Here is a 24,122-nt window from a genome sequence, read left to right on the forward strand (position 1 = left end):
TGCAGCTCGATTATGGAGCTGCAGGCTTCTTTGCTGTATTATATCCCTGTACATATGATGCTAAAATGAAGACTGGAGTTGAACGAGTGGAAGTTGGAGGTGTTGCATGACCCGATTGATGCAGCCGCGGAAAGCAGGAAGCAGAAGAAAGCGCGTCTTGTTGAGAGTTTTGCTGGGACTGATAGCCATCATGCTGGTTTATTCGATTAATGTGGGATACACGATTTGGAAATATGCAGGGCGAACGGTGAATATTCCCTCCGATGCAGCGATCGTTCTGGGTGCAGCAGTATGGGAGGGGAGACCTTCGCCTGTGTTTCAGGGGCGCATCGATCATGCGTTATGGCTGTATGATCAACAATACGTAGACAAGCTCATTTTTACAGGGGGACGCGGGTCCGAAGAGGAAGTAGCCGAATCGGAAGCGGCCAAACAATATGCCATCGAACACGGCGTTCCGGAGAGGGATATCCTGGTAGAGACGAGTTCGACGATCACCGAGCAAAACCTGTATTATGCCAACAAGATAGGCGATGCGGCAGGGCTGTCCTCATATATTATCGTGAGCGATCCGCTGCACATGAAGCGGGCGATGGCGATGGCTGAAGATATGGGTCTCGAAGCCAATCCTTCTCCCGCGTCACGGAGCGTTTACCAAAGCGTAAGAAGCAAGCTCCCCTTTTTATGCAGAGAGGTCTTTTATTATATCGGTTATCATCTGGCGAAACCCCTTCGATAAAAGATCCGATAATGCGCAGTTTGCGTGTTAGTCCAGACTTCCGAGATCGTTGGCAAGCATCTGATGGCTTTCCTTATCCGTTACCCTGTCGAGATAACTTGCCGCTTTTTGCTTGGATGCCAATGCAAGCTCCTTGTTCCTCAGAACCAGATAGGCTCTGGCTTCCGCTTCGTATCCGTAACCGATGTAGAAGGGTTCGAGGTTAGCCGATGACCCGATCGTGATGCAGCGCTTGGCATAATGCAGTGCTTGATCGCCCTGACCCGTTACCGCGTATACTCGGGAGAGCTGCCAATACCCGATAGACAGGTTGCGCTCTGTATGATCCGCCACCCGGCTCCAATGCCAAAAGGAAGCATGACACATGTGAATCATGTTCTCTTCGTCTTCCGTCGTCCGCTGCTTCTTCTCCAAGATATCCCAGACCTGATTGAAGCAGTTTATTGCAAATGGTTTATGTAAGTTTGAATCTTGAATGTCCATGCCTATGTCCTCCGATTGTACGCATTATAATGCAGGTAAATGGATCGTAAAGGTTGTCCCATGATCAGGAGTGCTCTCCACGTTCATCGTACCGCCGTGATTATGAATAATATTCTTGGTAATCATGAGACCGAGTCCCGTGCCGGTGTCTTTCGTTGTAAAAAAGGGCTGTCCCAGTGATTGGATCTGATCCTGCGTCATCCCAACTCCTTCATCCTGCACGATAATCTGTACCTCGGGACCGCTGTGCACAATGTCCAAGGTGATGCTTCCCCCGTGATTCATCGCTTCCATCGCGTTTTTCAGCAGATTGATGAACACTTGCTTGAGCTGGTTGACTTCGCCCTGTACATAGATCGGAACCAGTGGATAATGGGGAATGATCTCTATATTCTTGAGAGCGGCTTGCACCTTCATCAGCGTAATGATCTGATCCAGTATGGCCGACACGTCGATGGGTCCGCTCACGTGGGCGCCCTGCGGTTTGGAGAGCACCAAGAGTTCATTGACGATGAGCTCGATGCGTTTGAGCTCCGATTCGATGATTTCAAAATAAAGCTCGTTGCTGCGTTCCGCGGATCGCAATAACTTCACGAATCCATTAATCGATGTCAATGGATTTCGAATTTCATGAGCGATGCCGGCGGCCAATTGGCCGGCGGTCGTCAGCTTCTCGGATTGCATCACGCGGTCCTCTTCCATTCGCTGCTCCGTGATGTCCTTGAAGATGCCGACGGCCGCTTTCTCGCCTTCATATTGTATGATTAACGTGAATCCCGTGACCATCTTCTCCTGCCCGTCCAGACAGCGTATCAGATAATCGACGCTTCCGATTTCTCCGCTCTCGGCATACGTTGCCCTGCGTTTCATCAATGCTTGATGATACGATGCGTCGACGATCACGTCGGTTGAAATGCCCAGCACGTCATGTGAGTGCGTCGCATTGACGAGTCGGAGCGCGGCAGAATTAACATAGTGCACAATGCCTTTTTTAGTTATGAGTACGGAGAGAGGGAGCTCTTCCAGCAGCTGCAGAAACGAATTTTCCTTCTCGTTCAGCTTCTGTTCCTTCTGCTCCAGCTGTTTCATGAGCTGCCTCAGCAGCGATCGATCCTCGAATTGTACCAAGTATCCCTTGGGCCCCCGCTCCGGATCGTGATCAACGCTGCAGCGTGCACTAAGGTATAACTCGCGATCAGACGGATGACGGTAAGCATGTTCAACCGGGGGGACGGATGGCTGATGACCCTGGGCAGCCCTAGCGTTCTGAATCACTCGATTCAATAACTCGCGCAGGCTGTTTTCTTCTTGCGGCGCCCCGGCAGTTAACTCCTGCGGCGAGTAACCCAACAGATCACATAGTGCCGAATTGACCTTAAGAATCGTTCCATCTAGCGATACCAAAGCCATACCGATTACAGATTGTTCGAAGGCAAAATCATGATTAGGGGTGGAATAGGGCAGCACTGCAAGTCTCCTTTCAAATTTCTGGGAGGAATTGAATGTACCCATATTATAAGTGGGGCGATTTCATTCATCAATCCTTTAAAGCGATAGATTTAAGCAGGATTTCTTTTTTTGCGTAAAATGTCAGTATCATCCATCCCATCATCTGCTGATTGAAAGCATGTGCGCCCTATCGCATCCGAATCATCCATTCAAGAAAGGCAAGGCAGCGTATGCGCCCCGCCACTCTTGAGGAGAAATCTATTACGTCCACGATTTAAAGTTTCTCAGTTTTTGAGTGCTTGATCCAAGGATAGCTTGAGCTCATCCGTAATGGTGCCCATCGGCAGGCGCAGGGTGTCGGATGAGATAAGGCCTTGCTTGGCAAGCAGCCATTTTAGCGGAGCGGGATTGGATTCTGCGAACAACTGATGAATAACGGGAAGCAGCACTTCAAACTCCTTTTCGGAACGAGAATAATCCCCTTGGGCAGCTAATTGATACACACGAATAAAAGCCTCGGTATTCACATTGGCCGACGCCAAAATGCCCCCGGATGCACCATGACGCAGCATCTCATGAAAGCGGACATCGTCCCCGCATAGAACAGGCTTCGTATCGTATGGAGACAAGCTTCTCATAAGCTCCGTACTCGCAGTGCTGTCCTTCATTCCGATGACACCGGGGATCTCCATGATTCTTCGAATGGCATCAACCGGTAAGGAAATTCCAGTGCGCGAAGGAACTTCGTACAAAATAACCGGTATCCCCACCTCCGCGACTTTGCAGAAATGTTGTATAATGCCCTCAATCGAAGGGCGGCTGTAATACGGCGTGACCACCAATACCGCGTCTGCCCCGATATGTCCTGCCCATTCCGTCCGCTTCATGCTGGAGAACGTATCGTTGGTACCCGTACCAATAATGACCGGCAATTGCCGCACGTCCAGACCTTTTCGCGTTTCCTTCACCACCTGAACGACCTCTTCCCAAGTTACCGTCGGCGCCTCTCCGGTCGTACCGTTGATGATCAATCCTTGAATGTCATGGGATAACAAATTCTCCAAATAACGATGATAAGACGGAACATCCAATGCGTATTCATGTGAAAAGGGAGTGACCACCGGAACATAAATACCTCTCAAATCTAGCGGACTCAACATGATCTTTCCTCCATTTCATGAATTGTGGCTTTACTTTACCATGGGAATCGGGATCGGGGTTATCTATAATATTAGATAGTTATTATCAATATTATTGATGAGGAGAGAGCGATGGAACTGAGCTATCTGCAAACCTTCAGGGAGGTTGCTGTTCGAAAGAGCTTTACTAAAGCCGCTGACGAATTGGGTTATGCACAATCCAGCGTTACCACCCAGATCCAGAAGCTGGAGAAGGAGTACGGCGTCAAGCTGTTTGAACGGTATGGCAGAGGCCTGAGACTGACGAAGTCAGGGGAGGAGCTGTTCAAGTATGCTGTCCAAATGCTGGATCTGTTCCAGCAGTCTAAGGAAAAGCTGACGAAACAAGGCGGGGGCATCTTATCGATTGGAGCGATCGATTCGCTTGCCGCATATTTTCTTCCATCCGTCCTTCATCGGCTAAGACAGGAGCATGAAGATCTTGCCATCCGCTTGCAAACGGATCGTGAAGATAGCATCGTCAGTAAGGTAAGAGAGGGCGAGTACGATCTCGGGCTTATTCTGGAGAACAAACCGGAAGACACTTCATTGAATTGGATCTCGATCCGGGAAGAGCCCCTCCATCTGATTGCCCATCCGGATCATCCGCTTCGCAGGTTGCCCGTCATCGAACTGGAGCATCTGGCTGATTACGAATGGATTATGACCGAGGATACTTGCAATTACCGAATCATGTTGGAAAAAGTGCTGCGCGCCAGCGGAGCTCCCGTCCGTATTGGTTTGGAATTGGGCAACCCCGAGGCAATCAAAAGATATATCATGTCCGGCACCGGCATCTCCCTATTGCCGAGAATGGTAGCAGAGGAGGAAATCAAGAGGGGAGAGCTGGCGGTTCTTCCCTTTCAACACCCTGACATTCGACTGGACATCCAGATTGTCGTTCATCCTAAGAAGTGGCTGTCACACTCGCTTCAGGATATGATCGAAATGTTGAAGTCTAAATCCTAAGGACGCAGGCTGATATTGCATTTAACGAAAAGATTCAGTATCATTTATGTAACAATGTATAGGTTTATGTGTGACTGGCGTAGCATGGGGAACCATGAGGGAGCACATGAATGACAACGGCCGTACGCCTGGGCAGAGGTAAGGGAGTTTATTTCCCTTACCTCTTTATTATTTTCTTGGGCTTCTATCGTCTCTGAAACTATGAAAAGGGGATAAAACAACGATGTTCAAAACGAAAAAAATATTGCTGCTGGGATCCGGAGAACTAGGGAAAGAAGTCGTAATTGAAGCACAACGATTGGGTGTCCAAACCGTAGCCGTCGATCGTTATGCCGATGCTCCTGCCATGCACGTTGCCGATCACAGCCATGTGATCGATATGCTGGACGGAGAGAAGCTGCGCGCTATTATTGAGTTGGAAAAGCCGGACCTGATCGTTCCGGAGATTGAAGCGCTGGCTACTGCGGAGCTGGTGAAGCTGGAGGATGAGGGGTTTCGGGTGATTCCTACCGCCAGAGCCGCAAAGCTTACGATGGACCGTGAGGGGATCCGCCGGTTGGCATCAGAGGAGTTGGGACTGCCGACTGCGGACTATCGATTTGCCGATACCTATGAGGAATTCAAGCAGTCTGTCCTGGACATGGGTTTTCCGTGCGTGATCAAACCGTTGATGAGCTCCTCCGGCAAAGGTCAAAGCGTGTGCCGTTCGGAAGGGGATATCGAGTCCTGCTGGAACATCGCCATGGAAGGCGGCCGCGTTCAGAACGGAAGGGTGATCATTGAGGAATTCATTTCATTCCAGTCGGAAATCACGCTTCTGACCGTCCGCTCCGTCAATGGAACAAGCTTCTGTGCGCCGATCGGGCATATTCAGGAAAGCGGAGATTATATCGAATCGTGGCAGCCGCACGACATGTCTGAAGCGCAAATCGAGGAAGCTAAATATATTGCGCGGAAGATTACCGACGAGCTTGGCGGATACGGCTTGTTCGGCGTTGAATTATTTTTGGCCGAGGATAAGGTGTACTTCAGCGAGGTATCCCCGCGTCCGCATGATACTGGGCTGGTTACGCTGGTCACGCAAAATCTATCCGAATTTGCGCTTCATGTCCGTGCCATTCTCGGGTTTCCGATACCAGAGATCGAATTGATCACGCCGGGAGCCAGCCGCCCCCTGAAAGCCGGCCGAGAGCTGGAAGACTATACGATTACAGGCGCCGATCAAGCGCTGGCCGTTCCGAATACGCAGCTTCGCATGTTCGGCAAACCGGTAACCAAGGTCGGAAGACGAGTAGCAGTCGCGCTGTCAACCGCCGGCGATGTCGAAGAAGCGCGGTCACGTGCGAAGCTGGCCTTGGATAAGCTTGCCGTCGAAGAGGCATAAACATCGGAATTCCATAGGGATATCACATGTCATCATGTTGAAAAGGCCAACCGAAATGACCGGTTGGCCTTTTCAGTTATAGAGAAATCAGGGATCCAAATCGGGTACAGACTCTTCTAATGACGAGTACTTGCTTTTAGTTTTGATTTCGGGAATAAATAGGGAGAAATTTATGTTCTTTCATGATAAGATACACAAGAATACAAACGACCCTCACCCATTATAATGTTTCCATTCGATGCGATAAGCGCTGTTTGAAGCATAATATTTCAAATAAATCTCTAGAGGAACGTTTATTGACGGCATAGGAGAATCTACATGAGAGACATGACGCAAGGAAGTCCGATCAAGCTGATTATCATGTTTACCATCCCGCTTTTGATCGGTAATATTTTTCAACAATTTTACAACATGGCGGACACCCTTATCGTGGGACGTACCATTGGCGTGAACGCACTTGCAGCCGTTGGCTCGACAGGCAGCATTTTGTTTTTTGTCATCGGCTTTGCACAAGGCTTGACGGCTGGCTTGTCTATCATAACGGCACAGCGTTTTGGAGCTAAGGATATCGCAGGCGTCCGCAAAAGCGTGGGAACGAGTATATGGATCAGTCTGGTGTTCACGGTATTCCTCACCATCGTGAGCGTTATATTTACGAGACCCGTCCTCGTCATGATGAACACCCCTGCCGAAATTTTGGATGATGCGTATTCGTATCTGATCGTCATTAACTGGGGCGTCGGCGCGGCCGTTCTGTTTAATTTGCTGGCTAACCTGCTCCGCGCTCTCGGCGACAGCCGGACGCCGCTTCTCTTCCTGGTCGTTGCAAGCATTCTGAACATCGTGCTCGACCTCTTATTCATTCTCGTATTTAAGATGGGAGTCGCCGGAGCCGGACTTGCCACGGTTGTATCGCAGCTGTTCTCCTGCCTGCTCTGTCTGATCTACATTCATAAGAAGGTCCCGCTCCTTCAATTCAAGAATGCCGACTGGTCCATCGATTGGAAATTTATTCGCCAGCATATGTGGGTAGGTTTTCCGATGGGCTTCCAAGCCTCCATTATCGCCATCGGAGCCATTATTCTGCAGATCACGCTAAACGGTCTCGGGGCATCAGCCGTTGCGGCTTATACCGCTGCACAGAAGATTGATATGCTCGCCACGCAGCCGATGAGTTCCTTCGGGATTACGATGGCGACTTTTGCCGCTCAGAACTTCGGAGCGAATCGCATAGACCGGATCAAACTGGGGGTTAAGCAGTGTATTTGGCTCTCGGGATCATTCAGCATCGCCGTGGGCCTGCTGGTTATATTCGCGGGTCCTGCCGCCGTCAGCCTTTTTGTGGGTCAAGGCCAAGAGGAATTGCTGTCGCTCAGCAGGCTGTATTTCTTATCGAACGGCAGCACCTATCTGCTTCTTTCGCTGCTCTTCATCTACCGCTTCACGCTTCAGGGGCTTGGTCAGAGCTTAATTCCCACTGTGGCGGGCATCATGGAGCTGATCATGCGGGTACTGGCTGCTATCTTCCTGACCGCGCAGATCGGCTTCCTCGGTGCAAGCCTGGCAAATCCGCTGGCTTGGCTGGGCGCCGTCATCCCGCTCGGCATCGCTTACTATCTGAGCATCAAGAGGTTGAGCACGCCGGTAAAACCCGTCTCAGTACCCGTTCAGGCGTAAGGAATGCTGCACAATCGATTTCGGAACGAATCATGACTCCAGGAACAGGGAAGCGCTGTTTCGCTGGAGTCGAGCATTCGTTCTTTTTTTTGTTGCAAAAAACATAATGTGGAAGATTCCCAATTTTGGCGCGGCGAGGTAAGATCACTATAGATTCAGTTTGCAACCGAACAGGACAGAAACGGGAGGGGTCGCATTGTATAAAGTGCTGTTAGTGGATGATGAAGCCGATGTGAGAGAAGGCCTCGTTCAGGAAATCCAATGGGAAGCCTGCGGATTCGAGATCAAGGGGACGGCGGAGAACGGAAGAGAGGCCGTGGAGGCTGCGGAGCGGTTGGAGCCGGATGTCGTTATTACCGATATCAGTATGCCCTTTCAGGATGGGCTGCAGCTGGCCTCATGGCTAAGGGAGCATCAGCCGCTGTGCAAAATCGTGATTTTGACCGGCTATGACGAATTTGATTACGCACGCCAAGCGATTACGCTCAGCGTGGATGAGTATTTGCTCAAGCCGTTCTCTGCCGAAAGCTTCATGGAGTTATTAGGCAAGATCAAGGACAAAATCGATATGGAGGTGGCGGAGCGAGAGGACATGCGCCAATTGAAGGAGCATTACCGGACAAGCCTGCCTTTGCTTCGGGAATCATTCCTGGCTTCGCTGTTAACCCGAAAACTGCCCCGGTCCATCATTGAGGAGAAAACTCGGAATTACGGCCTTCCGCTGAACGGCGCCTGTTATCTCGCCGCGGTGTTGGCTTTATATCCGGCAGCTGAGCATAAGGAGAGTGCTCCATCAAGCTCCCTGCGACATTCCGGCGATATGGACTTGATGCTGCACGCCATGCTGAACATTGCGAAAGAGCTGATGGATCCCCTTTCTTTTGGAAGCGCATTCATATATCAGGATAGCATCGTGTTCTTGATTACGAATGACGGCTGCGAGGACGAGTCATGGTTTGGCGACCTGCAGGTGGCACTGGACCGTTTGCTCAAAAGCATTCTTCACTATCTGAAGCTGCCGGTTACGATCGGCGTGGGTTCCAGGGTCCGGACACTGTCCGATCTTAAGCACTCCTACCAGGATGCGCTGCTGGCGCTGGACTACCGGCTGATTCTCGGCGCCGAGAAAGTCATCTTCATCGATGACGTGGAGAGTCCGAGGCAGGAAGGGGTCCGCCTGGACGAATTGCAGGAGCAAGCGCTGATCCGCAATCTTAAGCTCGGAACCGCGGAGGAATTAAGTGAAGCGATTACGCACATATTCGATGAGCTGATCGGAGCATCCTGCACGATTCAAGAGGTTCAGATCTATCTCCTGGAAGTCGTAACGGCCATACTTCGAACGGCTAAAGAATCCGGGATCGAGCTTGAGGAGATGTTTGGAGCGGGGTATCAGCTGCATGCCGAGATCTTCAAGTTTTCCGGACTACAGGAGGCTAAAGCTTGGCTTCAGGATGTCAGTTTGGCCATCCGCAAGCAAATCTCCAGCTCTAGGCAGCATGCCTATAAAGACATCGTGGAGAAAGCGCTCCAATACACGCGGGAGCATTACGGCGACCCGGATATATCGCTGCAGAAGCTGTGCATGCACCTGCATATCAGCACAGGCTATTTTAGCGGCGTATTCAAAAAAGAGCTCAAAATGACCTATGTGCAGTACTTAATGCAGCTGCGGATGGAAACGGCCAAGGAGCTTTTACGATCCACCGACCTGAAGGCTTTCGAAATCGCGGAGCGCGTCGGGTTTGCCGATCCGAATTATTTCAGCTTCAGCTTCAAGAAGCAGGTCGGCGTTTCGCCTAAGGAATATCGGGCACAAGCGAGGGGGTAGGGCATCGGTGAAAATCACGTATACGAAGCGATACTCGGTCCTACCGTTTGTTCAACGATGGGTTAAGCGATTCCGGGCGCACAGCATTCAATCCATCATCATGTGGTCCTTCTCGGCGTTCATTCTGCTCATTGTGATCGTGGTAGCCGTACTGCTCTTCAATAAATTCTCGCGATCGGCAGAGCAAAGCGTATTCCTGAATGCCCAGCAAATCGTGGACCAGGTTAGCTATAATCTCGAGGATTACGTGGACGGGATGGCGCAGCTGTATCGGGCGATCGAGGAAAATATGCTGGCAGACGGGCAGTGGGACGATGAACAGGTGACAAAACAGCTCGATACGATCATGCGAAGCCGAGATGACATCGTCTCCATCGCTTTGTTTAATGATCAGGGCGACATGCTGCGGAACCATCCGGCCATTCCGGTCAAGCCCAGCGCCAAGGTGACGGAACAGAGCTGGTTTCACTCGGCCATGAGAGTCTCCGACCATCTGAGCTTCTCGCTGCCCCATGTTCAGAATTTATACGACCAAACGTTTGAATGGGTCGTCACGATGAGCAAAGGCATTACGGTCGTTCATGACGGGGAGCCGATGTACGTCATTCTGCTGGTGGATATCAACTTCAAGAAGATCGACGAGCTGAGCAGCCGCATCAGTCTGGGGAAGCGCGGGTATGCGTACATCATTGACGAAGGAGCGGGAAATATCGTGTACCATCCGCAGCAGCAATTAATCTACATGGGGCTTCGGAATGAGAGCGTTGAGCGGGCGCTGACCTCTTCGGAGAGCTACATTGATGAATCGGATGGGGTCAAGCGGCTCAATACGGTCAAATCGGTCGTCAACATTGGCTGGAAAATCGTGGGCGTATCCTATTTGGATGAGATCATGACCACAAGAGAAGAGGTCAACCGTTATTTGGTCCGGGTGGTTGCCATAGTCTTGGTGCTGGCCATCGCGGTATCCCTGATTCTTTCGGCCATGCTCACCCGGCCCATCCGCCGCATGGGCCGAACGATGAAAGCCGTGGAACGGGGCGATTTCGACGTGGAGCTCCCGTTGCAGGGACCGCTTGAAGTAGTGCAGCTGTCCAGCCGTTTCAACCTGATGCTGAATAAGATCAGGCAGCTCATGAAACAGATTGTGAAGGAGCAGGAATCGAAGCGTAAATATGAGCTGGAAGCCTTGCAGGCCCAGATCAACCCTCATTTTTTGTACAATACCCTGAATTCGGTTGTTCGCATGGTAGGAATGAGCAAGAAGGAGGAGGTCATTACGATGATTACTTCCTTGTCGAAGCTGTTTCGCTTGAGCTTGAGCAAAGGGAAGACATCGATAAGCGTCCGGGAAGAGCTGGAGCACGCACGGCATTATTTGACCATACAACAGATGAGATATAAACAGAAATTCGATTTTGCGATCGAAGCGGACGAAGCCGCGCTATCCTGTTACACCCTCAAGCTGGTGCTTCAGCCCTTAATCGAGAATGCCATCGTGCACGGCATCGAGTATATGGTGGATCAGGGGCATATTCGCATAGGGGCAGCCGTAAAAGGCGAATTGTTGGAAATGACGGTTACGGATAACGGGGTTGGGATGACGCCCGAGATGGTTGAAGGAATCTTGGACGCTAAAGAGACGCCTCATAACCCGGCACAATTTATCAATACGGCCGGTTCCGGCGTGGCCGTTCGAAATGTCCATGACCGAATTCGCCTGTATTACGGCAAACGGTACGGGCTGGAATTCGAGAGCGAGCAGGAGGCGGGCACTACCGTTCGCATACGGATTCCGGTCATTCACGATATGGACGAGGAGGAACGCGAGCATGATTAGAACTATTCGGCCGCTGCGGTTACCGATTGGACCTAGGGGCTGTTTCGCTGCACTCGTCGCTGTCCTGATCCTCTTAACATCGTGTTCATCCGATACGGACCCGGATGAGGAGCCCGGGCTTCAACATATTGCCCTTGTGGCTCCCGTACACGCCGAAGAGCAGGGGGATGCGATCCGTTTAGGCGCCGAGGCGGCCGCCAAGGAATACGGATTGGCGCTCGATTATGTTTCCCTGGAGCCTAGCGACGATGAGGATGAGCAGCTGCAGGCCGCTTTGAAGATGTTGGAGAAGGGCGCCTCCGCGATCTTGATCGACCCGGCATCGGAGGCAGTGCTGCAGGAATTAGGCGATAAGGCAGCGGCAGCGGGTACCCCCGTGATTGCATTGAATGATGAACGAATGACCACAGGCATCTTATCCGCGATCGCGATCAATAATGAAGCTGCCGGACGCAAGGCGGGCGAGCAGCTGGCCGACTTGCTTGAAGGTCGGGGTACAGTGGCCATCCTGCGTTCCGACAGGGAGGACCCCGACTTGATCGCCCGCGAAGAGGGAGCCAAACGGGCATGGTCAGATATCGGCGGAATTGAAATAGCGGGTGGCGCGGCTTGCGGCAAACGCGAGGATGCATGCTGGCAGGCCGCCAAACAGCTGCTGGATCAGGGCGCCGTCGACGGAATTCTGGCACTCGATATTCAGGCTTCCTTGGGAGCGGCAAAAGAAGTCGCAAGGCGGAAGGTTCAAGGTGAGATCAAGATTGTCACCTTCGGCAGCGATCTGGAACAGCTTCAGCTTCTTCAGGATGGCGTCCTTCATAAACTCGTGGTACAGAACGGATTCAGCACGGGCTACTTGGGCGTAGAGCAGGCTGTGAAGGTCATGGACGGTTCGAGATATGATAAGCCGATCGTGCTTGAGACCAAGGTGATCGATGCCGACAATATGTTCTGGATGGATAATCAAAAGGTGCTGTTTCCATTTGTGAAGTAATTAAGGAAGTCGCGAAGCCAATCGGTAAATGATGAGAATTTTGCTAGAAATCAGCAGGATTTTGAATTCGAATATCAGGGTCATTCCGGCATAATGGCGGTAGTCAGTGAGATACGGCTTCGGAGTTCCGCAGCCAGCACTGAAATATCGAATGAATCAGGGAGGTCAACCCAAGTGAAGAAAAAATGGCTGTTTGTCCTTATGGCAGGCATGATGCTCGCCACGGCGGCATGCAACAACGGCGGGAGCAGTTCAACCGGCAGCGATAGCACGGGCGGCGACGCCGCAGGCGGCAGCACGCCTCAAGTCGGGGTGGCGATTTACAAGTTCGACGATACCTTTATGACAGGCGTTCGGAATGCGATGTCCGATGCAGCGAATGGCGTAGCCAAACTGGATATCGTGGATAGTCAAAATGCGCAGCCGACCCAGAATGAGAAAATCGATCTGTTTATCTCGAAAAAATACAGCTCCATGATTATCAACCCCGTGGACCGCACGGCAGCGGGCGTCATTATCGACAAGGCGAAAACCGCCAATACGCCGGTGGTTTTCCTGAACCGGGAGCCGATCGCGGAAGACATGAACAAATGGGATAAGGTTTATTACGTAGGGGCGAAGGCGGAGGAATCCGGCACGATCTCCGGACAGCTGATCGTCGATTATTGGAAAGCGAATCCGAAGGCAGACAAGAACGGGGACGGCAAGCTGCAGTATGTGCTGCTGCAGGGGGAGCCGGGCCATCAGGATGCCGAGCTGCGGACCAAATTCTCCGTTCAGGCGATTCAAGACGCCGGCATTGAAGTGGAAGCGCTTGCGGTGGATACCGCTATGTGGGACCGCGTGAAAGGACAGGAGAAGATGCAAACCTTCCTCGCGTCCCATGGCGACAAGATTGAAGCGGTGCTGGCCAACAATGACGATATGGCGCTCGGAGCGATTGAGGCTTTGAAAGCGGCAGGTTATTTCAGCGGCGACAAGTACATGCCGGTCGTGGGCGTCGATGCGACGGCTCCCGCCGTCCAGGCGCTGGAAGATGGCACCCTTCTCGGAACCGTGCTTAACGACGCCAAGAGCCAGGGCAAAGCTTCCGTTGCCATAGCGGCCGCGCTTTCCAAAGGGGAAACGCCGAACAAGGAGAATACCGGCTTTGATATTACCGACGGTAAATACGTGTGGATCGCCTACAAAAAAATAACGAAGGACAATATCGCCGACGCGAAATAATGGCATGGTTATAAGAAGGGGCAGCGGCTCATCGTAGCGTTGTCCCTTTATATTGGACCCTTTTGGCCCGGAAAAGCGAAGGAGGTATTCAAAGTGGCGGAATCGTATGTGCTGGAGATGCGGAATATATCGAAGGCGTTTCCAGGCGTTCAGGCATTAAGCGACGTAACGTTCAAGGTAAGACCCGGAACCGTGCATGCGCTCATGGGCGAGAACGGAGCCGGCAAATCAACGCTGATGAAATGTTTGTTCGGCATCTACAAGCCTGATGAAGGCGACATTTACTTAAACGGCGACAAGGTCGCCATCAACAGCTCCAAGGATGCATTAAATCACGGAATATCCATGATTCATCAGGAGCTTCATCCCGTGCCGCACCGCAATGTGATGGAGAATATATGGCTGGGAAGATTTCCGATGACGGGCTTCTGGCCCTTGAAATTCGTGAACGAGAAACAGATGGCAGCGGACACGCTCCGGCTGTTCCGCGAGCTTGATATCGATATTGATCCCAGAGCAAGGACAGGAGCGCTTTCTGTGTCCAAGATCCAATCGCTTGAGATTGTCAAAGCGGTCTCCTATCACTCCAAAGTGATCGTAATGGACGAACCGACCTCATCTCTGACCGGGAACGAGGTGGAGCATCTGTTCAGCATCATGAACAGGCTGCGGTCGCAGGGCGTGTCCATCGTCTACATCTCGCACAAAATGGAAGAAATTCTGCGCATATCCGATGATGTCACGATCATGCGGGACGGGAAGTACGTGGGAACCTGGCAGGCAGGAGAATTGACGACCGATTTGATCATTACCCGTATGGTGGGACGGGATTTGACGGAGCGCTATCCTGAACGGACGAACATTCCGGGCGAAACCCGGATGCAGGTCCGCCAATTAAGCTCCACTAATCCGAACTCGTTTCAGAATGTATCCTTCGAGCTGAGAAAGGGCGAGATTCTGGGCATTGGCGGCCTTGTCGGCGCTCAGCGCACGGAATTGGTTGAGGCTCTCTTCGGGCTTCGTCCGGTGGCCTCCGGAACCATATCGATTAACGGGAAACCAGTGAAGATCAAGTCGCCTTCCGATGCGAAGAAAAACAACATGGCACTGCTGACGGAGGAGCGTAGAGTCACCGGCATATTCCCGGTACTCTCGGTCTACGAGAATACGGTCATTGCCAATCTTCGAAGGTATCAGAATTGGGCGTTCCTGCTGAATGAACGCAGAGGCATCGAGGATGCGCGAACGAACGTGGAGAAGCTGAGAACCAAGACGCCGTCGGTCAATACCCAGATTCGAAATCTGTCGGGCGGGAACCAGCAGAAGGTGCTGCTGGCGAGATGGCTGCTTACGGAGCCCGAGATCCTGCTGCTGGATGAGCCGACCCGCGGGATCGATGTGGGCGCCAAGTTCGAGATTTATTCCATCATTACGCAGCTGGCGACGCAAGGGAAGAGCATCATTATGATTTCCTCCGAGATGCCCGAGCTGCTCGGAATGTCCGACCGGATCATGGTGATGAGCGAAGGGCGGATGACGGGAATTCTGGAAGGGCAGGAAGCAAGCGAAGAGGAAATCATGCGGCTGGCCGCACAGCAGCGGTCGGCCGATCCGGGAGGGGAAGTCGATGAATACGCAAGCCATCGTCAAGGTTAAAGATTATTTGGCGCAGCGCGCCATATTCGTAGTATTGATACTGCTCGTCATCGGGATTGCCGTCGCAGATCCCAACTTTCTGGCCTTTTCCACATTGCGGGATATCCTGCAGCAATCCTCGACCAGATTGATCATCGCGCTGGGAGCGGCATTCATTCTGATCACTGGCGGGGTAGACCTTTCCGCAGGTCGCGTCGTAGGCTTAACCGCGGTCGTATCGGCTTCGATGCTGCAAACGGAGGTTTATGCGAACCGCTTTTTCCCGGATTTGCCCCAGGTATCGGTTCTATTGCCGATCCTGATCGGTATCGTAGCGGGGCTTGTCGTCGGTCTAATCAATGGCTTCATTGTTGCCAAGCTGCATGTGCCGCCGTTCATAGCGACGCTCGGTACGATGGTCGGGATCTACGGCGTCAATTCCATCTATTTTGATATGGAGCCGAACCAGTCCCAGCCGATCGGCGGCTTACGACCGGATTTTACCGTGTGGGGCAGCGGCTACATCGACTTCGGCGGCGGTTACTCACTCCCTTACATCGTCATCATCGCTATCTTTGTTGCGTTCATCTGCTGGGTCATCTTCAACAAGACCCGGCTCGGCAAAAACATGTATGCCATTGGCGGCAACGTGCAAGCTGCGCATGTATCGGGGATCAATGTCGCTCGCAATCTCATCGCGATCTACGCTATTTCCGGTGCACTGTACGGCATCGCCGGCGTGCTGGAGGCTGCAAGAACCGGTGGTGCGACCAACAACTATGGCAACATGTATGAACTTGATGCGATAGCGGCATGCGTGGTCGGAGGCGTATCCACGGCTGGCGGCATCGGCACGGTGCCCGGCGTGATGGCCGGGGTTCTGATCTTCGGCGTTATCAATTACGGGTTAACCTTTATCGGCGTCAGTCCCTATTGGCAATTGATCATCAAAGGGCTTATTATCGTAGCAGCGGTAGCATTTGACATTCGCAAATACATGGCAAAAAAATAAGAGGGAATGCAGCCGCAGGAGTATATCCTGCGGCTTTTGCCATAGATTATAGAATTTATTAGTTTTCAGGGAGCCGAACAATTCAATAACCGCAAGAAAAACATCCTCTAACCGCGGTCTGTCTTCCGAGAAAGTACGTCGATCGGCGTTTTTCTTTAGATATCAGAAAGTATAAACTTCGAAGCACGGGCCTTCCTGATATCGCAAGAAAAACATCCTCTAACCGCGGTCTGTCTTCTGAGAAAGTACGTCGATCGGCGTTTTTCTTATAATCATCAACTACAGGAGGTGCTGTCATGGCCGAGAATAGAACGACATTGAATGCAGCCGTGCTGGGCTGCGGCCCCATTTCGCAGTACGGACATTTCGAAGCTTGCCGGAGGGCGCGCAATGCACGCCTTTATGCGATATGCGACGTCGCGGAGGATTTGCTGAACCGCATGGCCGAAATCCATCAGCCGGTACGAACCTACAAGGATTATGACAAGATGCTGGCAGATCCCGAGGTGGAAGCTGTCATCATTGGCATCGCGGATCAATTTCACGTGAAAGCCGCCCTTAAAGCCATCGAAGCAGGAAAACATGTTCTCGTGGAGAAGCCGCTTGGCGTCACCGTAGAAGAGTGTGAGGAAATGCAGCGGAGAGCAAGGGATTCCGGTTGTGTTGTCCAAATCGGAAACATGAAACGCTTTGATCCCGGCATCGCTTATGCTAAACGGTTTATTGAGCAAGAGATGGGGGAGATGCTCGCCCTGAAAGCATGGTACTGCGATTCCACCTACCGGTATACGGTCACCGAAAACGTGCAGCCGTTGGTGCGGCTTAGTCCTAATGCCCTGAGGCCGGAAGGTAATCCGAAGCTCGATAAGCTGCGTTATTACATGCTGACGCATGGCAGCCATCTGGTGGATACGGCCCGCTTTTTAGGGGGGGACCTGGTGAGCGTGACGGCATGGAATACGCAGAAATTCGGCGCATATAACTGGTTCGTCACGGTTCAGTTTGCATCGGGCGCTGTAGGGCATCTTGATCTTACGGTCGCCGTCCGGATGGACTGGCATGAAGGCTTTCAAATTTACGGTGAACACGGAAGCGTTGTTGGCAAGACCTACAATCCGTGGCTCTTCAAGTCAAGCGACGTCGAGGTGTTCTCCTCGCGCGACGGTTGTTATCACAGGCCGCTAGGCGAAGATGCGCATTTCTTCAAGCTGCAGGTTGAAGGCTTCGCGGATACGATTCTGGAGCAGGCGCCCATGCGAGGAGCCAACCTGGATGACGGAGTAGCAGCCATGCGCGCGATGGCGGCGATCGCCAGATCCGTTGAGAGCGGCAAGACGGTAAAGCTGGCTGAAGTATCGGGAGGCGTATGAGTGATGAAATTGGGCATATTCTCCAAGACGTTTGAGAGGCCGACACTGGAAGAAAACTTGGACGCTGTCATAGCAACCGGATTGGAGGTCATCCAGTTCAATCTTACCTGCGCCGCTCTTCCGTCGCTGCCGGAGGCCGTCGATCTGGGGACCGCGGCACATATACAAGCTGCGTGCGAGAATCGGCATCTTCATATGGCGGCCGTATCCGGGACCTTTAATATGATCCACCCCGATCAGGAGAAACGGCAGCATGACATTCTTCGGTTTCGCCATTTGGCAGCGATGTGCCATTTCATGGGGACGTCGGTCATTACCCTGTGCACAGGGACGAGGGATCCAATCGATATGTGGAGAAGACATCCGGACAACGATTCGCCGGAAGCATGGGATGATCTGCTGATCACCATGCAGGCACTGGTGAATATAGCAGAGGAATTCGGGCTCGAGCTGGCCGTTGAACCGGAGCCGGCCAATGTGATCAGCGATGCCGTTAAAGCCAGACAGCTGCTGGATACGATGCGTACTCCGCGGTTGAAGGTGGTACTGGACGCAGCGAATTTGTTCAACCCGAACGACGGAAAGGCTTTGACAGAGGTAGTAGATCAAGCGCTGTCACTGCTCGGTGAACATGTCATTATGGCTCATGCCAAGGATTATTCGACTGTAGATGGATTCCGGTACAGGGCTGCCGGATCCGGAGAACTGGATTATGAAGCATACATTCAGCTCCTGCGCGCTTATCGTTTTAACGGGCCGCTGATTCTTCATGGCTTGCATGAAAGCCAGGTGCCGCAAAGCGTCTCTTATCTGAAGTCTCTTATAAATGCCACGTGATAAAACGAAATGCATTAGTATACCATGAAGCCCAACAATCTCATGGGCTTCATGGACCATCTTGTTCATCCTCATGGAATCTTCACAAGTTTCAGTTACAATGGAGACTTATGTTACAGTTGACTTGTACTGATGAAGGATTCTATAAGGAGATACCGGAATGAAAACCATATTAATCGTGGATGATGAACCGAATATTCGAGAAGTTCTTGTATCTTATTTGAACAAAGAACGTTACTTGACGATGGAAGCGGCGAACGGTGCCGAGGCATTCGATTGCCTGCGAGGACAAGCCGTGGACCTTGTCCTATTGGACCTCATGCTGCCGGATATGGACGGTGAACGGATATGCAAGGAAATTCGAACGTTTAGCTCGGTCCCGATCGTGATGTTAACGGCTAAGGTGGCTCAGAGCAGCCGGATCGGCGGATTTGCGATCGGAGCCGATGATTACATCGTGAAGCCGTTCGACCCTCGGGAAGTCGTGGCAAGGGTCAAGGCTGTTTTGAGGCGGGGGGATGACAGCAAGCTGCTCGCGGACGTCATTGTATATGATGAAGGCGCATTGGTCATCCATTCCATGAAGCATGAGGTCACCAGCCATGGACAAATCGTGAATTTGACGCCGAGCGAATATAAACTGCTGCTGCTGTTGGCCAAATACCCGCAGCGGAACTTCTCTCGCGAGGAACTGGTTGACCGGGTATTAGGCTACGATTTTATCGGAGACATCCGCATCATCGATCAGCATATAAAGAATCTGCGTCAAAAGATTGAATCCGACCCAAAGCAGCCGAAATATATCCTCACCGTTTACGGATTCGGCTATCGCTTCGGAGGTGACGGGGCTTGAAGCATCGCCTAGACCTGAGGCTCGCCGCCATCATTATCAGCATCACGGCAGGGATCCTGATCGTGTTTACCGTGATCAACATCGTGACGAACCATTACCATATCGCGATGTACCAGCAGCAGTCCAGCGGACACAGCGGAATGGATGAGCTGAACTACCATTTGGAGCAGGCGCAGATGCAATCGATTATCTTAACCTGCCTGTTATCGATTGCCATAGCCTCCATAATAGGAATCTATGTAGCAAGAAGGATATCGGCTCCCCTCGTCCAGATGAAGCGGGCGGCAGAAATGATGACGCAAGGAGATTGGGATGTCCGCGTGGCAGCCGGAGGGTACGATGAAATTGCGGGGCTTGGTGCTTCGCTGAATGAGCTTGCAGTACAGCTGCAGAAACAGGAGCAGCTTCGCAGGAACATGACGCAGGATATCGCGCATGAGCTCCGAACGCCGCTAACCACCTTAAAGAGTCACACCCGTGCACTCGAGGACGGAGTATGGGAGCCGACTGCAGACCGTTTCCGCACCTGCTTGGATGAAATCGACCGTTTGATTCAGCTCGTCACGGAGCTGGAGGAGCTGCACGATATGGAATCCCCGGAGTTTCAGCTGTCCCGGTCCGAGCAGGATCTGAGCCATATTATGGAGAGAGCCGTCACGTTGGCGAAGGCGATGTATCATGAAAAAGAAGTGAGTTTGCAATATGCCGGCAGTTCTTCGATCGCAGTCGAGGTGGATCCAGACCGGATGCATCAGATTCTGATCAATGTGTTAAGCAATGCCTTGCACTACACCCCGTCCGGCGGTACGGTGCAAGCCGATCTCGTGGACGAAGGGGCCGATGCCCTGATTCGGATTCGGGATTCGGGACAGGGCATCTCCCAATCCGATCTGCCGTATATATTCGAAAGGCTGTATCGGGGCGATAAGTCGAGGAATCGGTTAAGCGGCGGAAGCGGAATGGGGCTGGCCATCGTCAAGCAGCTGGTTTCCGCTCATGGCGGTCACGTGTGGGCCGAAAGTGGAGATACGCATGTTGGCGGCAGCTGCTTCTATATTCGGATTCCGAAAAAGTATAAATAAACGCGACAAAAAAACCGGATCAGAAGATCCGGTTTTTCCATCCCATTAGCTTGGCTGCGCTCTCAACATAATAATAATCGCCATAGATGAGCGAGACGTTTATATTTTGTCCGGCAGGCAGATGCCCTGTGGCTTCTTTCAGTATGCCTTCATAATCCGGGTCATCCCATTCGGCGTAACGGTTCGTCAAAGAGTCGATGATACGCAAGGCGCTGCTGCGGTACAGAGCGCTTTCGGCTTGCGGGACGAGGTCCGCGATTTCAAGCAGCCCGGATGCGGCGCAGGATGCCGCGGATGTATCCCTTGGCACCGGTGCCATTGGGGATGTTTCCGTCCCGTCATGATCGGGGGATTCCATATCCTTGCGCTCCGCCCGAAAATCCCAAAGCGGAATGGAATCTTCCTCAAGGGAAGCCACGAAGAAATGAGCGACTCGCTTGGCAGCGTCGAGATACCGAATATCGCCGGTATACCGATAGGTGTTCGCCATCCCGTGCAAAGCCCAGGCTGCTCCCCGGCTCCAGGCCGATTCCGGTCCAAAGCCTTGCCCGCCGAGCGATTCCATATATTCTCCCGTCAACGGGTCAAACCGGCAGATGTGCCGAACCGAGCCGTCGGGTCTAATGAAATGTTCAGCAACCGTATTGGCCTGCTCTCTGGCGATATGAGCGAATCTCGGATCGCCGCTCTCCTCGGAAGCCCAGAACAAGAGGGAGAGATTCATGGTGGAATCGATGATGGACCAGCCTTCGTTTCCGTGGTTCCACGAGGTAGGCTTCACCTGATTCCAAGCGCGAATGAATCTGCCGACGGGGTTATACCTTCCTGCGAGCAGGGTAGCCGCCAACAATCCTCTCCGCCTGGCATCCGGATCGCCGGTCAGTTTATATTTGATGACGGCCGTCGGCAGAAATTGAAAGCCTACATCGTGATGAAAGTTACTGTCTTCGATCAGCGCCTCTTCAAGCCGAATATCCCATTCCCAAGCCCTTTCCTTATACTGCGGCTTGTTGGTCATATCATACATCATCCAAAGCATCCCCGGCCAAAAACCGGAGGTCCACCAATCGATCCGGGTGGAATCATAGATCCCGTTCTTTGTGGCATGGGGAACTTTGCCTTGGAGCTGACCCGTCATGCGCGTTACTTTCTTTTCGAGTTTTCCCCATAACGACGCATAGGTCGTTACCTCTTCCTTCACTTGTCCGTTCATCGCTTACCTCCCATAACTGATGGCATCGAGCGGCCCGTGTTGGCATCTGCTTTGAACCATTGTTCCACAGAACGCTTCGAATTTCTAGACCAGCCGTTTAAAAACTGTTGAAATCACAAGCCGAGCTTAAAAAAACACAAGCCGCCGATCCACCTAAAAAAAACACAAAGGAACCGATCTTCCTCCATTGCTGCCCGGTCATGAAAACTTATAGGATAAGGATATTCATCACATCCATTTCCTAAGGAGGCGATCAGCCGATGCCGCAAATTACGATTAAAATGTACGAAGGACGCACGGATGAGCAGAAGAACGAAATCGTTGACGTTTTTACAAAGGAGCTGTCGCGGATCATTGACCGGGAGCCTGAATTTATCAGCATCCGGTTTGACGAAATTCCGATAGATGACAACGCACCGGCCCATTTGAGAAACAAGAGGTGATGACAGATGGCCGAGCCAAACAAAGCAGCGGTAAGCCCGATTCTGGACGGAAGGCTTGATAAACGGAGAAAGCTGCTCGGATTCATGTGGAAATACAGGGCGCTGTACTTCATATCGCTGCCGGGACTGCTGTTCTTCGCATTGTTCAAATATGTTCCGTTAATGGGCTCCGTGATCGCATTCCAGAACTACAATTTGTTTGCGGGCGTAACGGGAAGTCCCTGGGTGGGCCTTGAACACTTTGGGCGAATGTTCCAGCACTATGATTTTCTGAAAATTCTGCGCAATACGCTTCTGCTGGGGACATATGACATTCTGTTTGCTTTTACGGCCCCCATCGTCCTGGCTTTATTGCTGAACGAGGTTCGCCAGGTCGTTTACAAGAAAATTGTCCAGACGATATTCTATGCGCCGCATTTTCTGTCATGGGTTATTGTAAGCGGTATCTTTGTGGGCATCCTGTCCCCATCATCGGGGATCGTGAACGTGGTGCTCGGGTGGTTCGGCATCGAACCGATCTATTTCCTAGGCGAAGATTCCTACATTCGAACGGTATTGGTGGGCTCCGGATTATGGAGAGATGTCGGCTGGGGAACCATCATCTATCTGGCGGCGCTCGCAGGCATCAATCCGGATCTCTACGAAGCCTCCGAAATCGACGGAGCGGGGAGATGGCGCCAGACCCTAAGCATTACCCTGCCAGCGCTGCTTCCCGTGATAACGATCCTGTTCCTGCTCAAGATCGGGGATTTCATGGATTACGGGTTTGAACGCGTATTCGTGTTTCAGAACCCGCTTAACATCCAGTCCAGCGAAATTTTGGACACATATATTTACAAAGCCGGCTTGCAGCAGCTTCAGTACAGTTATGCCACCGCCATCGGGGTGTTCAAGTCCGTTGTCGGCTTGTTCCTGATCACCATTGCAAACACCATCAGCAAGAAAGCGACCGGCGAGTCGCTGTATTAGAGGGGAGTGACCACCAACGTGAAATATGACAGTGCAGGCAGAAAAATGTTTCTTGTATTGAACTATATCATCCTTACTTTTCTTGCACTCACCATGCTGCTCCCTTTTCTCAATGTCATTGCCCAGTCGTTCAGCAGCCCGGGCGCTATCGATCGCGGAGAAGTGATGTTCTGGCCGGTGGAATTTACCTTTGCATACTACAAGCATGTATTCAACGATGTTTCCATCTGGAGGGCGTTCGGGATCAGCGTCTATATTACGATATTCGGAACCTTCATCAATCTGGCAGCAACCGCTTCGCTGGCGTACCCGCTCTCCAGGCCCGAATACGTCGGCAGGAAAACCATCATGATTATCATCTTATTGACCATGATTTTTACGGCGCCGCTCATCCCGCAATTCATTCTGATGCGCGAACTGAATCTCGTCAACACGCTGTGGTCCTTGATGCTGCCATCGGCGATCAGCGCATTCAACCTGTTTGTGCTTCGCACGTTTTTCACCCAAATTCCGGGCGAACTGATCGATTCGTCCCGAATCGACGGATGCAGCGAGGTCCGTACTTTATGGAGCATCGTGCTTCCGTTATCCAAGCCGGCGCTGGCGACGGTAGGGATTTTCTATTCCGTAACGAATTGGAACAAATATATGGATGCCCTTTACTATATCAATGACCGCAGCAAGTATCCGCTCCAGGTAAAATTGAGGGAACTTTTGGTGAACGAGGGCCTGACCGATACGGGCAACATGGCGTTCGAAGCAAGCTCCCAGTCCGTGCAGGGCATTCAGATGGCGGTTATTCTGGTAGCCACGCTGCCCATCATTCTCTTGTATCCGTTTCTGCAGCGCTTCTTCATTCACGGGATGATGATCGGGTCGATCAAAGAATAGCCCTAAAAAAACGACAAACCGAGCCAAAGACATTCCTTGTTCCCGCCCA

At 52.0% G+C, this 24,122-nt stretch carries 21 protein-coding genes and 1 riboswitch; of the genes, 17 read left to right on the forward strand and 4 right to left on the reverse strand.

The genetic code is table 11. The features are described 5' to 3' along the window. Positions 1–106 precede the first annotated feature (106 nt). On the forward strand, positions 107–739 hold the full coding sequence (locus RB298_RS11900; RefSeq protein ID WP_486047145.1) for a YdcF family protein: 633 nt from the start codon (positions 107–109) through the stop codon (positions 737–739). Between the two features lie 27 nt (positions 740–766). Here the strand turns inward: RB298_RS11900 and RB298_RS11905 are convergent, their stop codons facing one another. The 3 genes from RB298_RS11905 to dapA form a co-directional block, all read right to left on the reverse strand. Continuing rightward, the gene (locus tag RB298_RS11905; RefSeq protein WP_486047146.1) at positions 767–1,222 is read right to left on the reverse strand and encodes a hypothetical protein; all 456 of its coding nucleotides are present in this window, start codon (positions 1,220–1,222) and stop codon (positions 767–769) included. 24 nt (positions 1,223–1,246) lie between these two features. Continuing rightward, a complete protein-coding gene (locus RB298_RS11910) occupies positions 1,247–2,689 on the reverse strand; it encodes an ATP-binding protein (protein WP_375120125.1) in 1,443 nt (480 codons plus the stop codon). 266 nt (positions 2,690–2,955) lie between these two features. Next, the gene (gene dapA, locus RB298_RS11915; RefSeq protein WP_486047147.1) at positions 2,956–3,831 is read right to left on the reverse strand and encodes a 4-hydroxy-tetrahydrodipicolinate synthase; all 876 of its coding nucleotides are present in this window, start codon (positions 3,829–3,831) and stop codon (positions 2,956–2,958) included. A 111-nt stretch (positions 3,832–3,942) separates the two neighbouring features. On the opposite strand from dapA, the gene RB298_RS11920 reads away from it, so the two are divergent. The 13 genes from RB298_RS11920 to RB298_RS11980 all read left to right on the forward strand — a co-directional run bounded on the left by RB298_RS11920 (position 3,943) and on the right by RB298_RS11980 (position 20,557). Next, positions 3,943–4,818, forward strand: a complete 876-nt coding sequence (locus RB298_RS11920) for a LysR family transcriptional regulator (RefSeq protein ID WP_486047148.1) — start codon at positions 3,943–3,945, stop codon at positions 4,816–4,818. Between the two features lie 60 nt (positions 4,819–4,878). Further along, a riboswitch (ZMP/ZTP riboswitch) is annotated at positions 4,879–4,959 on the forward strand. A gap of 82 nt (positions 4,960–5,041) precedes the next feature. Next, the gene (gene purT, locus RB298_RS11925; RefSeq protein ID WP_096774198.1) at positions 5,042–6,202 is read left to right on the forward strand and encodes a phosphoribosylglycinamide formyltransferase 2; all 1,161 of its coding nucleotides are present in this window, start codon (positions 5,042–5,044) and stop codon (positions 6,200–6,202) included. Between the two features lie 318 nt (positions 6,203–6,520). Next, the gene (locus tag RB298_RS11930; protein ID WP_213578996.1) at positions 6,521–7,879 is read left to right on the forward strand and encodes an MATE family efflux transporter; all 1,359 of its coding nucleotides are present in this window, start codon (positions 6,521–6,523) and stop codon (positions 7,877–7,879) included. Positions 7,880–8,075: 196 nt separating this feature from the next. Then, entirely contained in the window at positions 8,076–9,710 is a 1,635-nt protein-coding gene (locus RB298_RS11935) for a response regulator (protein WP_486047149.1), read from the forward strand. Positions 9,711–9,717: 7 nt separating this feature from the next. Then, a complete protein-coding gene (locus RB298_RS11940) occupies positions 9,718–11,550 on the forward strand; it encodes a cache domain-containing sensor histidine kinase (protein WP_096774196.1) in 1,833 nt (610 codons plus the stop codon). After that, the gene (locus tag RB298_RS11945) at positions 11,543–12,541 is read left to right on the forward strand and encodes a substrate-binding domain-containing protein (protein ID WP_486047150.1); all 999 of its coding nucleotides are present in this window, start codon (positions 11,543–11,545) and stop codon (positions 12,539–12,541) included. Before RB298_RS11940 ends, RB298_RS11945 begins: the two co-directional genes overlap by 8 nt. A gap of 201 nt (positions 12,542–12,742) precedes the next feature. Beyond that, positions 12,743–13,768, forward strand: a complete 1,026-nt coding sequence (locus RB298_RS11950) for a galactose ABC transporter substrate-binding protein (protein ID WP_452516172.1) — start codon at positions 12,743–12,745, stop codon at positions 13,766–13,768. 117 nt (positions 13,769–13,885) lie between these two features. Further along, positions 13,886–15,424 (forward strand): sugar ABC transporter ATP-binding protein, encoded by a 1,539-nt coding sequence (locus RB298_RS11955; protein WP_096774593.1) that lies wholly within the window; start codon positions 13,886–13,888, stop codon positions 15,422–15,424. Further along, positions 15,396–16,415 carry a galactose/methyl galactoside ABC transporter permease MglC gene (gene mglC, locus RB298_RS11960; RefSeq protein ID WP_096774194.1) on the forward strand — a complete coding sequence of 340 codons (1,020 nt, stop codon included), beginning with the start codon at positions 15,396–15,398 and terminating at the stop codon, positions 16,413–16,415. The genes RB298_RS11955 and mglC overlap by 29 nt, the downstream gene beginning before the upstream one ends. 296 nt (positions 16,416–16,711) lie before the next feature. Next, positions 16,712–17,785 (forward strand): Gfo/Idh/MocA family oxidoreductase, encoded by a 1,074-nt coding sequence (locus RB298_RS11965; RefSeq protein ID WP_486047151.1) that lies wholly within the window; start codon positions 16,712–16,714, stop codon positions 17,783–17,785. Positions 17,786–17,788: 3 nt separating this feature from the next. Next, the gene (locus tag RB298_RS11970) at positions 17,789–18,622 is read left to right on the forward strand and encodes a sugar phosphate isomerase/epimerase family protein (protein ID WP_486047252.1); all 834 of its coding nucleotides are present in this window, start codon (positions 17,789–17,791) and stop codon (positions 18,620–18,622) included. A gap of 160 nt (positions 18,623–18,782) precedes the next feature. Then, positions 18,783–19,475, forward strand: a complete 693-nt coding sequence (locus RB298_RS11975) for a response regulator (protein WP_486047152.1) — start codon at positions 18,783–18,785, stop codon at positions 19,473–19,475. Then, complete coding sequence (locus RB298_RS11980; RefSeq protein WP_486047153.1) at positions 19,472–20,557, forward strand: sensor histidine kinase; 1,086 nt, start codon at positions 19,472–19,474, stop codon at positions 20,555–20,557. The genes RB298_RS11975 and RB298_RS11980 overlap by 4 nt, the downstream gene beginning before the upstream one ends. A 19-nt stretch (positions 20,558–20,576) precedes the next feature. On the opposite strand, the gene RB298_RS11985 is transcribed toward RB298_RS11980, so the two are convergent. Next, positions 20,577–21,770: a glycoside hydrolase family 88 protein gene (locus tag RB298_RS11985; RefSeq protein ID WP_486047154.1), complete on the reverse strand. Its 1,194-nt coding sequence runs from the start codon at positions 21,768–21,770 to the stop codon at positions 20,577–20,579. Between the two features lie 260 nt (positions 21,771–22,030). Between RB298_RS11985 and RB298_RS11990 the strand changes: the two genes are divergently transcribed. The 3 genes from RB298_RS11990 to RB298_RS12000 are packed head-to-tail and all read left to right on the forward strand — an operon-like array spanning position 22,031 to position 24,073. Then, positions 22,031–22,213 (forward strand): tautomerase family protein, encoded by a 183-nt coding sequence (locus RB298_RS11990; protein WP_009590941.1) that lies wholly within the window; start codon positions 22,031–22,033, stop codon positions 22,211–22,213. 6 nt (positions 22,214–22,219) lie between these two features. Beyond that, on the forward strand, positions 22,220–23,182 hold the full coding sequence (locus RB298_RS11995) for an ABC transporter permease (protein WP_096774190.1): 963 nt from the start codon (positions 22,220–22,222) through the stop codon (positions 23,180–23,182). A gap of 18 nt (positions 23,183–23,200) precedes the next feature. Continuing rightward, positions 23,201–24,073, forward strand: coding sequence for a carbohydrate ABC transporter permease (locus RB298_RS12000; RefSeq protein ID WP_036660892.1), 873 nt, complete (start codon positions 23,201–23,203; stop codon positions 24,071–24,073). The last annotated feature ends 49 nt before the right edge of the window (positions 24,074–24,122 follow it).

It is taken from the genome of Priestia sp. BR_2 (genome assembly GCF_041954005.1).
In the GTDB taxonomy this organism is placed as follows: domain Bacteria; phylum Bacillota; class Bacilli; order Paenibacillales; family Paenibacillaceae; genus Paenibacillus_AQ; species Paenibacillus_AQ lautus_A.

Coding starts and splice junctions, on each gene's coding strand:
- RB298_RS11920 (WP_486047148.1), top strand. CDS start 3,943: ATGGAACTGAGCTATCTGCAAACCTTCAGGGAGGTTGCTGTTCGAAAG.
- RB298_RS11990 (WP_009590941.1), top strand. CDS start 22,031: ATGCCGCAAATTACGATTAAAATGTACGAAGGACGCACGGATGAGCAG.
- RB298_RS11995 (WP_096774190.1), top strand. CDS start 22,220: ATGGCCGAGCCAAACAAAGCAGCGGTAAGCCCGATTCTGGACGGAAGG.
- RB298_RS11945 (WP_486047150.1), top strand. CDS start 11,543: ATGATTAGAACTATTCGGCCGCTGCGGTTACCGATTGGACCTAGGGGC.
- mglC (WP_096774194.1), top strand. CDS start 15,396: ATGAATACGCAAGCCATCGTCAAGGTTAAAGATTATTTGGCGCAGCGC.
- RB298_RS11970 (WP_486047252.1), top strand. CDS start 17,789: ATGAAATTGGGCATATTCTCCAAGACGTTTGAGAGGCCGACACTGGAA.
- RB298_RS11930 (WP_213578996.1), top strand. CDS start 6,521: ATGAGAGACATGACGCAAGGAAGTCCGATCAAGCTGATTATCATGTTT.
- RB298_RS11965 (WP_486047151.1), top strand. CDS start 16,712: ATGGCCGAGAATAGAACGACATTGAATGCAGCCGTGCTGGGCTGCGGC.
- RB298_RS11950 (WP_452516172.1), top strand. CDS start 12,743: ATGGCAGGCATGATGCTCGCCACGGCGGCATGCAACAACGGCGGGAGC.
- RB298_RS11955 (WP_096774593.1), top strand. CDS start 13,886: ATGCGGAATATATCGAAGGCGTTTCCAGGCGTTCAGGCATTAAGCGAC.
- RB298_RS11905 (WP_486047146.1), bottom strand. CDS start 1,222: ATGGACATTCAAGATTCAAACTTACATAAACCATTTGCAATAAACTGC.
- purT (WP_096774198.1), top strand. CDS start 5,042: ATGTTCAAAACGAAAAAAATATTGCTGCTGGGATCCGGAGAACTAGGG.
- RB298_RS11975 (WP_486047152.1), top strand. CDS start 18,783: ATGAAAACCATATTAATCGTGGATGATGAACCGAATATTCGAGAAGTT.
- RB298_RS11900 (WP_486047145.1), top strand. CDS start 107: ATGACCCGATTGATGCAGCCGCGGAAAGCAGGAAGCAGAAGAAAGCGC.
- dapA (WP_486047147.1), bottom strand. CDS start 3,831: ATGTTGAGTCCGCTAGATTTGAGAGGTATTTATGTTCCGGTGGTCACT.
- RB298_RS11985 (WP_486047154.1), bottom strand. CDS start 21,770: ATGAACGGACAAGTGAAGGAAGAGGTAACGACCTATGCGTCGTTATGG.